Here is an 11,493-nt window from a genome sequence, read left to right on the forward strand (position 1 = left end):
GCCGATGACCGGCGCATACGTGGAGATCCTCAGGGCGAGGCATGCCGCCCGGCTGCTCGTCGGCACGCTCATAGGCCGGCTGCCGAACGCCGTCGCCGCGCTCGCCATCCTGCTGTTCGTGCGCGCGGAGGGCGGCTCCTACAGCCTGGCCGGCGGCCTGGCGGCCGTGTACGGCGTCGCCAACGCGGTGGGCCAGCCGCTCCTGGGGCGTCTGGTGGACCTCCACGGGCAGCCGCGGGTGCAGCTGCCGGCCGCGGTCGCCTCGGCGCTCGCGATGGCCGTGTTCGCCTTCGTGGGCCTCGGGACGCTGCCGCTGGCCTACGCGGCCGTGGCCGCCGCCGGACTGTTCACGCCGCCCCTGGAGGGCGGCCTGCGGGCGCTGTGGGGATCGGTCCTGCACAAGGAGGGCCAGGTTCACACGGCGTACGCGATGGACGCGGTGGCGCAGGAAGTCATGTTCACCGTGGGACCGTTGCTGCTGACGCTGTGTGCGTCCCTGTGGTCGGCTCAGGCGGCGCTGCTCGTGCTGAACGTCATCGGGGTGCTCGGCGCCCTGTCGGTGGTCGTGTCGCCGCCCTCGCGCGCGTGGCGCTCGGCGCCGCGTGAGGCGCACTGGCTGGGCGCGCTGCGCTCGTCGGGTCTGCTGGCGCTGCTCTCCGCCTTCCTGTTCGTGGGCGTGGCGATGGGGTCCATCGCGGTGGCGGCCGTGTCGTACGCGGACGACCACGGCGGTGACGTGGTCTACGGCTGGCTGATGGCGGGCCTGGGCCTGGGCGCGCTGATCGGCGGCACGGTGTACGGGGCGCGGCAGTGGGGCGGCGAGCCGGCCCGGCGACTGCGGCTGCTGGTGGCGCTTCTGGCGGTGTGTTACCTGCCGCTGATGCTGATGCCGGGTGCGTTCGCCATGACTCTCCTGGCGGTGCTCGCCGGTGTGTTTCTGGCGCCGTGCATCGCCTGCGCCTTCGTGCTGGTCGACCGGCACGCGCCGCGCGGGACGGTCACCGAGGCGTTCTCCTGGCTCGTGACGACGTTCACGGTGGGTGCGTCGGTCGGAACGGGCCTGGCCGGTCCGGTCGTCGAGGCGGGCGGGGCCCTGTGGGGGTTCGCCGTGCCGGGTGCCGCGGGAGCGGTGTCCTTGCTGGTCCTGCTGGCCACGGGGCGGGTCCTCGCAGCTCCCGGCAGGGGTGCGGTGGTTGCGGCTTCATCGGAAAATGATCCAAACCGTGCTGTCGAACCCCGTTTCAGCTCAGGGGATCGGGCGTAATGTTCAGTCATGGACCGCCGCATTTTCGGGCTGGAGAACGAGTACGGCGTCACGTGCACGTTCAGGGGACAGCGCCGCCTGTCGCCTGACGAGGTGGCGCGGTACCTCTTCCGCCGTGTCGTGTCATGGGGCCGTAGCAGCAATGTCTTTCTGCGCAATGGCGCCCGCCTCTATCTCGACGTGGGATCGCATCCGGAATACGCGACACCGGAATGCGACAACGTGACCGAACTGGTCACCCACGACAAAGCGGGCGAGCGCATTCTCGAAGGACTCCTGGTAGACGCGGAACGACGCCTGCACGAGGAGGGAATCGCGGGCGACGTCTACCTCTTCAAGAACAACACCGACTCGGCGGGCAACTCCTACGGTTGCCACGAGAACTATCTCGTGGCGCGGCACGGGGAGTTCTCCCGGCTCGCGGACATCCTCATTCCGTTCCTGGTCACCAGGCAGCTTCTCTGCGGCGCCGGAAAGGTGCTGCAGACCCCGCGGGGCGCGGTGTACTGCGTCAGCCAGCGGGCGGAGCACATCTGGGAGGGCGTCTCCTCGGCGACGACCCGTTCCCGGCCGATCATCAACACGCGCGACGAGCCACACGCGGACGCGGAGCGCTACCGCCGCCTCCACGTCATCGTGGGCGACTCGAACATGTCCGAGACGACCATGCTGCTCAAGGTCGGCGCCACCGACCTGGTGCTGCGCATGATCGAGGCGGGCACCGTGATGCGCGACCTGACCCTGGAGAACCCGATCCGGGCGATCCGCGAGGTCAGCCACGACATCACCGGCCGGCGCAAGGTGCGCCTGGCCAGCGGCCGGGAGGCCTCCGCGCTGGAGGTGCAGCGCGAGTACTACGAGAAGGCCGTGGACTTCTGCGAGCGCCGCGGGATCCGCACCGGCACCGTCGAGCAGGTCCTGGAGCTGTGGGGCCGCACGCTGGACGCGATCGAGTCCGAGGACCTCGACCGCATCGGCACCGAGATCGACTGGGTGATGAAGTACAAGCTCATCGAGCGGTACCGGGCCAAGCACAACATGACCATGTCGCATCCGCGGGTCGCTCAGATAGACCTCGCCTACCACGACATCCACCGCCGTCGTGGGCTGTACTACCTGCTGGAGAAGAAGGGTCAAGCGACGCGTATCTGCAACGACTTGAAGATCTTCGAAGGCAAGTCCGTACCGCCGCAGACCACTCGGGCCCGGCTGCGCGGTGATTTCATTCGCAGGGCCCAGGAACAGCGCCGGGACTTCACGGTCGACTGGGTCCATCTGAAGCTGAACGACCAGGCGCAGCGCACGGTGTTGTGCAAGGACCCGTTCCGTTCGGTGGACGACCGGGTGGAGAAACTGATTGCCGGTATGTGAGTGACCGGTAGTGGGTGACCGGTAGGTGAGTGACGCGTTCCGGGCAGTGGGCCGGAACGCAACACGGGCGCCGTACGTTTACCGTGCGGCGCCCTTCTCACGCCGTAGAGTTGCGCGCACGCCATCCACAAGATCGACGATTACGAGGCCCCCACCGTGCGCCGACGCTCACTTCTCATCGCCGTACCCGCAGGACTGGTCACGCTCGCAGGATGCGGTGACGACAAGGCCGACTCCAGCAAGGCGAGCGACAGCCCGTCGCCGTCGGCCCCGGAGGCGGCGCCGTCACCCAAGATCGTGGACGGTCCGCTGCCGGCGATCACGGCGGGCACGAAGTTCGACGAGAAACCGACGGTCGCCAAGGGCAGCGGTGAGCCCTCGAAGGACCTCGCGGTGCGGACGGTGATCGCGGGCAACGGCACCACGGTCGCGGAGAACGACTTCATCCAGGCCAACTACCTCGGCCAGATCTGGGCCACCGCCAAGGTCTTCGACAACTCCTACGACCGTAAGACGCCCCTGCTCATCCAGCTCTCGCAGGGCCGCATCATCGACGGCTGGCGCTACGGCCTGGTGGGCAAGAAGACCGGCAGCCGTGTCGAGATGGCCGTGCCCCCGACCTGGGGCTACGGCAAGGAAGGCAACGCGCAGGCGGGGATCAAGGGCACCGACACGCTGGTGTTCGTGGTCGACATCCAGGAGACCTTCAACTCCAAGAGCTCCGCGAAGGGCAGCGAGGTCGCGCAGGACAACGTCGACCTGCCCAAGGTCGGCACCAACACCGACGGCAAGGCGCCCTCCGTCGAGATCCCCAAGACGGACCCGCCGAAGAAGCTGGTGGCGAACTACGTCCTCGAGGGCGACGGCGACGAGCTCGCCGCCGAGAGCACCGTGCTGGTGCAGTACCAGGGCTTGCAGTGGTCGGACGGCAAGGAGTTCGACGCGACGTACGCCAAGAAGCAGCTGGCGTCGTTCTCGCTGCAGCAGGTCGTCAAGGGCTGGTCGCAGGGGCTGACGGGCAAGAAGGTCGGCAGCCGCGTGCTGATCGTCATCCCGCCCGACCTGGGCTACGGCGACACCCCGCCGGAGGGCAGCGGCATCGCCAAGGGCGCCACGCTGGTGTTCACCGTGGACATCCTGGCCAAGATGTGACGTCGCCCTGGGTGATGAAAGACTGGTGCCGTTGCCTTTCCACAACAAGCTTGGAGCGTAGGACGTGAGCATCGACAAGCCCGAGATCGACTTCCCGGGCGGCGAGCCGCCGAAGGACCTGGAGATCAAGGACATCTGGGAGGGCGACGGCGCGGTTGCGCAGGCGGGCCAGACCGTCACCGTCCACTACGTGGGCGTGGCCTTCAGCACCGGCGAGGAATTCGACGCCAGCTGGAACCGCGGTACGCCGTTCCGCTTCCCGCTGGGTGGCGGCCGGGTCATCAAGGGCTGGGACCAGGGCGTGCAGGGCATGAAGGTCGGCGGCCGCCGCCAGCTGACCATCCCGGCGCACCTCGCCTACGGCAACCAGAGCCCGACGCCGGCGATCAAGCCCGGTGAGACGCTGATCTTCGTGGTCGACCTGCTCGGCGTCTGATCGTCGTATCCGAGTCGTCGTGATCCGATCCGGCTGTGATCGGCGCACGACCGGAGCCGACCACCTGGGGCCCATGCCTGTGCGGGCATGGGCCCTCGGCTTTTGCCGCGCCACTTCGGGGCGGTACGGTCATCGATCGTAAGCACCATAGGGGAAGGCGAAGGGCGTCGATGGCCATTGCCAAGGCCGAGCGGCTCATGAACCTGGCGCTGTGTCTGCTCGGGACGCGGCGGCCGCTGAGCAAGCGCGAGCTGCGTGAGTCCATCGAGGCCTATCTCGAAGCGGGCAGCGACGACTCCTTCAACCGGATGTTCGAGCGCGACAAGGACGACCTGCGCGAGCTCGGCCTGGTCATCGAGACGGTGGAGAACCTCGACGGCGAGGTCGGCTATCTGGCCCGCCGCGACAGCAACCGCCTCGCGCCCATCACCCTCGACGCCGAGGAGGCCGCCGCTCTGGGCCTGGCCGCCAAGGTGTGGCAGCAGGCCCGGCTCGCGGGCGCGGCCAGCGGCGCCCTGCAGAAGCTGCGCGCGGCCGGCCTGCCGGAGGACGTCGACCCGTACGAGGCGCACGGCGCGCTGGAGCCCCGCATCCCGGTGCACGAGGCCGCGTTCGAACCGCTGATGCTGGCCTGCCGCGACCGACGCCCGGTGGTCTTCGACTACCGCAAGGCCACCGCCGCCCGCCCCGAGCCCCGGCATGTGGAGCCGTGGGCGCTGGAGTGCTGGCGCGGCCACTGGTATCTGGCGGGCTGGGACCGTGACCGCGGCGCGGAGCGGGTGTTCCGGCTGTCCCGGATCACCGGCAAGGTCCGCAGCCGCAGCGGCCGCTTCACCGCCGAGATCCCCGACGTCGTCACCGTGCGCGAGACGGTCGCGAGCTGGGCGGGGGAGACCGCCGACCGCTCCGCGCTGATCCGGCTGCGCACGGACGCGGGGTACCCCCTTCGGGCGAAGGCCACCTCGGTGCGGGAACTCGGGGACGGCTGGGACGAGTTGGAGATTCCGTACGGCCACGGGCTGGACGCCTGGCTGGTGGAGTTCGGACCGGACGTGGTGGTCGTGGAGCCCGCCGAGCTGCGGGCCGAAGTGGTGGACCGGCTGCGTGCCGTGGCCAAGGGCTGAGGGGGAGCGGAGCGACACAGTGGCAGGCAAACCGGTCAGGCCAGCGAGCGCCATCGACCAGACCCGGCGAATGCTCTCCCTGGTGACCTATCTGAGGGAGCGCCCGGGCGCCCGCGTCGAGGACGTCGCGCGCGCCTTCGGCATCTCCGAGGACGAGCTGGTCTCCGACCTCGACGTGCTGCCCATGTGCGGCACCAGCTTCCGCGGTGGCGACCTGCTCGACATCGACACCGACGGCGAGCGCATCTGGTGGCACAACCCCGACGACGTCGCCGAGCCGCTGAGGATCGCCGCCGACGAGGCGACCGCGCTGCTGGTGGCCGCCCGTGCCGTCTCCACGCTGCCGGGGCTGCGCGAGAGCGACCGGCAGGCGCTGCTGCGGGCCACCGCCAAGGTGGAGGCCGCGGCGGGAGACGCGGCCGGGGCCAGCTCCCGGCTGTCGGTGACCTTCGAGTCCGAGGGCGGCGTCTTCGCCGACGTCGACCGGGCGATCTCCGAGCGCCGCCGGCTGTGGATCCGCTACTACTCGCCGGCCCGCGACGAGGTCACCGAGCGCGAGATCGACCCCATCCGGCTGGTCAGCGTCGGCCACACCTATGTCGAGGCCTGGTGCCGGCGCTCCGAGGCGCGCCGCACCTTCCGGCTCGACCGGGTCGCCGAGATCAAGATCCTCGACGAGCCGTCCGCGCCGCCCGAGATCGAGCTGCGGGACCTGTCCGAGGGGCTGGTGCAGCCCGCGGCGGAGGACCCGGAGGTCGTCGTCGAGGTGGGGCCGGGCGGACGCTGGGTCGCCGAGTACTACCCGCACGACAGCGCCGATGAGCTTGCGGACGGCGGGCTGCGTATCACCTTGCGCACCCCCGAGCCGGCGTCGCTGCGGCGCCTGGCACTGCGGCTCGGCCGTGACGGCCGTATCGTCTCGCCGCCCGAGCTGGCCGACAGCGCCCGCCAGGCCGCCCGCGAGGCGCTGGCGGCGTACGACGGGGCAGAGGAACAGGGCGCTCACGGAGCGCACGGGGTGGACGGCGGACAGTAGGACAGGCAGTTCGGCAGAGGCAGTGCGACAGGCGGGAGCAGGGGCTTGAGCGAGTCGGTGACGTCCGGTGCACGGAGTATGACGGTGGCTTCCGCCTTCGCCGGGATGAGAAGCGTGACCCCGGTGATGTTCCGGGCGGGCTGCCCGGACTGCCGGGGCAGCTTCGAACTCACCGCGAGCGCCCTGCGGCTCGCCATCGGCGCGACCAGCCGCACCACGTTCTACTCCTTCACCTGTCCCGACTGCGGGGCCTCGGTCCGCAAGCCGGCCGGCGAGCGGATCGTCGAGCTGCTGACGGGCGGCGGCGTCAGCACCCTGCGACTGCACACGCTGTAGGACGGTCTAGGCTCGGCGTCATGTTCTGGCCGATGTTCGCGGTAGCTGTGGGTTTCCTGGGTCTCGCCGTCCTCGGCGTACTCGCCGTGCGGGTGTTCCTGGAGGCCCAGCGTCTCGGCCGGCAGGTGACGGACTCCGCGCGCCGCATCAGCAGGGCGGCGGAGGACCTGGAGCGGGCGAGCATGAGCGCGGCGCGGGCTGTGGACTCGCTCTAGTACCCCCAAGGATTGGGTGTGAGTCCTGCGCCCGATGCGTTTTGGGCCACTTCGCCCTGTCAACTTGCCGTGGGGGACAGGTACGCTGCAGGTCGCGGGACGGAGAACGAGGCCCGGACCGCGGACAGGGAGTAGTACGCACGGGGATTGCCTCTCGTTTACCCCTGAGCGTTACGATCGCTGTCAACGCGATCGTTCGGACACATGTCCGACCGATCGGACAGCATCCCACCCCCAGCCGCCTCGGTGAGAAGGTAAAGACTTATGTTCGGAAGGCTCGGAGCCCCCGAGATCATTCTCATCCTCGTCGTCATCATCCTGCTGTTCGGCGCGAAGAAGCTTCCGGACATGGCGCGCTCGCTCGGCAAGTCCGCCCGCATCCTGAAGAGCGAGGCGAAGGCGATGAAGGACGACGGCAAGGCCGCCGCTCCCGCCGACCCGCCGAACAACACCGGCGACGACCAGCAGCCCCCGGCCCAGCGCATCATCCAGGCTTCCCCCGGCGACGTGAGCAGCTCGCGCCCGGTCAACGAGCCGACGGACACCACCAAGCGCTGACGCAGGGCCGGTGACCTCCGGCCCGCCGCACGAGATGGGAACGTGGGTTGCTCAAGTCTGCCCGCAAAGAGGAGAAGGATCCCGAGGGGCGGATGCCCCTCGCGGAACACCTCCGTGAGCTCCGCAACCGGCTCGCGAAGGCGTTGCTGGCCATCGTCATCGTGACGGTCGTCGCAGCCTTCTTCTACAACGACATCATCAACTTCCTGACGAAGCCGATCCTGGACTCGATCGGCTGCGATCAGACCTTCGAGCAGCTCGCCAACTCGTCCGAGACCTCCGAGAAGTGCGCCCGGATCACGATCAACGGTCTGCTCGCGCCCTTCACCCTGGCCCTCCAGGTCTCGTTGACAGCCGGCATCGTGCTCGCCTCGCCGGTCTGGCTGTACCAGCTCTGGGCGTTCATCGCCCCGGGGCTGCACAAGCACGAGAAGAAGTACGCCTACGCCTTCGTGTTCACGGGCGCCCCGCTGTTCATCGGCGGTGCCTACTTCGCGTACTCCGTGCTCCCCACCACCGCGAAGGTGCTGATCGACTTCACACCGAGCGGCAGCATCGACAACCTGCTGCCGCTGGACGATCTGCTCCAGCTCGTCACCCGCATGGTGATCGTCTTCGGCCTCTCCTTCGAGCTGCCGCTGCTGCTGGTCATGCTCAACCTCACCGGAATGATCACCGGTAGGCGGATGCTCGGATGGTGGCGGGCGATGATCATGGGGATCACCGTGTTCGCGGCCGTCGCGACGCCGAGCACGGACCCGCTGAGCATGCTCGCGCTGGCCGGTCCCATCTGGGTCCTGTACTTCGTCGCGACCGCCTTCTCCCTGATCAACGACATGCGCCGCAGTCGCCGGGAGGCCGAGGGCCCCGACGACGACGAGGCCTCGGACCTGGACCTCACCCCCGAGGACATCGGCGACGTGGAGACCGTCTCGGCGGCCCGGGCGCTGCCCGAGCAGGCGACCAGGGATCGGGTCAACGGATACGACGACGTGACCTGATTGACGTGGCCTGACAGACGTGACCTGACAGGCGGAACGCGGGATTCGCGGCCGGGGCGCCCACGGGGCGCGCCCGGCCGCTTGCGTCGCGCGGTCGTGAGCTGCGGGGATCCCGGGTTTGCCAAGTGCCGATCCGGATAATGATCGTCCTGTTGTCAGTGGGGCCCGGTACGCTCGAAAGCACGATGACAGAGGACCTCTCACCGGCCGAGCGGTACGCGGCGGCACGCATGCGCGCTGCGGAGCAGGCCACCGCGCTCGCCTCCTTCCGCGAGATGTACGACTTCGGCCTCGACCCCTTCCAGATCGAGGCGTGCCAGGCGCTCGAAGCGGGGAAGGGCGTGCTGGTGGCGGCGCCCACCGGCTCCGGCAAGACGATCGTGGGCGAGTTCGCCGTCCACCTCGCCCTGATGCAGGGCAAGAAGTGCTTCTACACGACACCCATCAAGGCGCTGTCGAACCAGAAGTACGCCGACCTGTGCCGCCGTTACGGCACCGGCATGGTCGGGCTGCTCACCGGCGACAACAGCGTCAACCCCGACGCCGCGGTGGTCGTGATGACCACCGAGGTACTGCGGAACATGCTGTACGCCGGGTCACAGACCCTCCTCGGCCTGGGTTACGTGGTCATGGACGAGGTGCACTACCTCTCCGACCGCTTCCGCGGCGCCGTATGGGAAGAGGTGATCATCCACCTCCCCGAGTCGGTCACCCTCGTCTCCCTGTCGGCGACCGTGTCCAACGCCGAGGAGTTCGGCGACTGGCTCGACACCGTCCGCGGCGACACCGAGGTGATCGTCTCCGAGCACCGGCCCGTGCCGCTCTTCCAGCACGTGCTCGCCGGACGGCGGATGTACGACCTGTTCGAGGAGGGCGAGGGCAGCAAGAAGGCCGTCAACCCCGACCTCATGCGGCTGGCGCGGATGGAGGCGACCAGGCCGTCGTACCAGGACCGCAGACGGGGCCGCGCGATGCGCGAGGCCGACCGGGAGCGCGAGCGCAGACAGCGCTCCCGTGTGTGGACGCCCGGGCGGCCCGAAGTCATCGAGCGGCTCGACGCCGAGGGGCTCCTGCCCGCCATCACCTTCATCTTCAGCCGCGCCGCCTGCGAGGCCGCCGTACAGCAGTGCCTGCACGCGGGACTGCGGCTCAACGACGACGAGGCGCGGGAGAAGGTGCGCGCCCTCGTCGAGGAGCGCACCGCGTCCATCCCGACCGAGGACCTGCACGTCCTCGGGTACTACGAGTGGCTGGAGGGCCTGGAACGCGGTATAGCCGCCCACCACGCGGGCATGCTGCCGACGTTCAAGGAGGTCGTCGAGGAGCTGTTCGTACGCGGGCTGGTGAAGGCCGTGTTCGCCACGGAGACCCTCGCGCTCGGCATCAACATGCCCGCACGCTCGGTGGTGTTGGAGAAGCTCGTCAAGTGGAACGGCGAGCAGCACGCCGACATCACCCCGGGTGAGTACACCCAGCTCACCGGTCGTGCGGGGCGGCGTGGCATCGACGTCGAGGGGCACGCCGTCGTGCTGTGGCAGCGCGGCATGAGCCCCGAGCACCTCGCGGGACTGGCGGGCACGCGGACCTATCCGCTGCGCTCCAGCTTCAAGCCGTCGTACAACATGGCGGTCAACCTCGTCGAGCAGTTCGGGCGGCACCGCTCGCGCGAGCTGCTGGAGACGTCCTTCGCGCAGTTCCAGGCCGACAAGTCGGTCGTCGGGATCTCGCGGCAGGTACAGCGCAACGAGGAAGGGCTCGAAGGCTACAAGGAGTCCATGACCTGCCACCTCGGGGACTTCGAGGAGTACGCGAGCCTGCGCCGCGAACTGAAGGACCGCGAGAACGAGTTGGCCCGGGAGGGCGTGGTGCAGCGGCGCGCCGAGGCCGCCGCCGCGCTGGAGAAGCTCAAGCCCGGTGACGTCATCCATGTGCCGACGGGCAAGTACGCCGGCCTGGCCCTGGTGCTGGACCCGGGGCTCTCCGCCGGGCGGTCCAACGGCCACCGCGGCTTCGAGCACCACGACGGGCCGCGCCCGCTGGTCCTGACCGCCGAGCGGCAGGTCAAGCGGCTGGCGTCGATGGACTTCCCGGTGCCCGTCGAGGCGCTGGAGCGGATGCGGATCCCGAAGTCCTTCAACCCGCGTTCCCCGCAGTCCCGTCGGGACCTGGCGTCCGCGCTGCGCACCAAGGCCGGGCACATCGCGCCCGACCGGCACCGCAAGCGCCGCTCCCAGGCGGTCGACGACCGTGAGATCGCCCGGCTGCGCAAGGCGATCCGGGCCCACCCCTGCCACGGTTGCGACGACCGTGAGGACCACGCCCGTTGGGCCGAGCGCTATCACCGGCTGATGCGGGACACCTCGCAGCTGGAGCGCCGTATCGAAGGCCGCACGAACACCATCGCGCGCACCTTCGACCGGATCGTCGCGCTGCTGACCGAGCTGGACTACCTGCGCGGCGACGAGGTCACCGAGCACGGCAAGCGGCTCGCGCGGCTCTACGGCGAACTGGACCTGCTGGCCAGCGAATGCCTGCGCGAGAAGGTGTGGGAGGGCCTCGCCCCGGCCGAACTGGCCGCGTGTGTCTCGGCGTTGGTGTACGAGGCGCGGGTCGGGGACGACGCGATGGCCCCGAAGCTGCCGTCCGGCAAGGCCAAGGCCGCGCTCGGTGAGATGGTCCGGATCTGGGGCCGGCTGGACGCACTGGAGGAGGACTTCCGGATCAGCCAGACCGAGGGGGTCGGCCAGCGTGAACCCGACCTCGGCTTCGCCTGGGCCGCGTACATGTGGGCCAGTGGCAAGGGGCTGGACGAGGTGCTGCGGGAGGCGGAGATGCCGGCCGGGGACTTCGTGCGCTGGTGCAAGCAGGTGATCGATGTGCTGGGGCAGATCGCCGCGGCCTCTCCCGTCGAGGGCTCTACCGTGGCCAAGAACGCGCGTAAGGCTGTGGATGGGCTGCTCCGGGGAGTTGTCGCCTACTCGTCGGTGGGGTGAGGGGCGT

Annotated in this window: 11 protein-coding genes; all 11 read left to right on the forward strand. The window is 69.5% G+C overall.

From position 1 onward, the window contains the following. The first annotated feature begins 4 nt into the window (after window positions 1-4). On the forward strand, window positions 5-1,264 hold the full coding sequence (locus tag ACIRD7_RS32355) for an MFS transporter (RefSeq protein WP_403459173.1): 1,260 nt from the start codon (window positions 5-7) through the stop codon (window positions 1,262-1,264). A gap of 9 nt (window positions 1,265-1,273) precedes the next feature. Then, window positions 1,274-2,635 (forward strand): Pup--protein ligase, encoded by a 1,362-nt coding sequence (gene pafA, locus ACIRD7_RS32360; RefSeq protein WP_037859616.1) that lies wholly within the window; start codon window positions 1,274-1,276, stop codon window positions 2,633-2,635. A 156-nt stretch (window positions 2,636-2,791) separates the two neighbouring features. Beyond that, complete coding sequence (locus tag ACIRD7_RS32365; protein WP_403459176.1) at window positions 2,792-3,787, forward strand: FKBP-type peptidyl-prolyl cis-trans isomerase; 996 nt, start codon at window positions 2,792-2,794, stop codon at window positions 3,785-3,787. Between the two features lie 64 nt (window positions 3,788-3,851). Next, entirely contained in the window at window positions 3,852-4,223 is a 372-nt protein-coding gene (locus ACIRD7_RS32370) for an FKBP-type peptidyl-prolyl cis-trans isomerase (RefSeq protein WP_403459178.1), read from the forward strand. A 170-nt stretch (window positions 4,224-4,393) separates the two neighbouring features. Next, the gene (locus ACIRD7_RS32375; protein ID WP_403459180.1) at window positions 4,394-5,347 is read left to right on the forward strand and encodes a helix-turn-helix transcriptional regulator; all 954 of its coding nucleotides are present in this window, start codon (window positions 4,394-4,396) and stop codon (window positions 5,345-5,347) included. Window positions 5,348-5,366: 19 nt separating this feature from the next. Beyond that, entirely contained in the window at window positions 5,367-6,383 is a 1,017-nt protein-coding gene (locus ACIRD7_RS32380) for a helix-turn-helix transcriptional regulator (protein ID WP_403459182.1), read from the forward strand. 45 nt (window positions 6,384-6,428) lie between these two features. Continuing rightward, a complete protein-coding gene (locus ACIRD7_RS32385; RefSeq protein ID WP_403459183.1) occupies window positions 6,429-6,719 on the forward strand; it encodes a hypothetical protein in 291 nt (96 codons plus the stop codon). 20 nt (window positions 6,720-6,739) lie between these two features. Beyond that, complete coding sequence (locus tag ACIRD7_RS32390) at window positions 6,740-6,934, forward strand: hypothetical protein (RefSeq protein ID WP_128427945.1); 195 nt, start codon at window positions 6,740-6,742, stop codon at window positions 6,932-6,934. A gap of 264 nt (window positions 6,935-7,198) precedes the next feature. After that, complete coding sequence (gene tatA / locus ACIRD7_RS32395; RefSeq protein ID WP_403459184.1) at window positions 7,199-7,492, forward strand: Sec-independent protein translocase subunit TatA; 294 nt, start codon at window positions 7,199-7,201, stop codon at window positions 7,490-7,492. A gap of 47 nt (window positions 7,493-7,539) precedes the next feature. Further along, window positions 7,540-8,493, forward strand: a complete 954-nt coding sequence (gene tatC, locus ACIRD7_RS32400; protein WP_403459185.1) for a twin-arginine translocase subunit TatC — start codon at window positions 7,540-7,542, stop codon at window positions 8,491-8,493. A 140-nt stretch (window positions 8,494-8,633) separates the two neighbouring features. After that, window positions 8,634-11,486 carry a DEAD/DEAH box helicase gene (locus ACIRD7_RS32405; RefSeq protein WP_403459382.1) on the forward strand — a complete coding sequence of 951 codons (2,853 nt, stop codon included), beginning with the start codon at window positions 8,634-8,636 and terminating at the stop codon, window positions 11,484-11,486. Window positions 11,487-11,493 lie beyond the last annotated feature (7 nt).

Origin of the sequence: Streptomyces sp. NPDC093568 (assembly GCF_044764945.1) — a bacterium.
Taxonomy (GTDB): domain Bacteria; phylum Actinomycetota; class Actinomycetes; order Streptomycetales; family Streptomycetaceae; genus Streptomyces.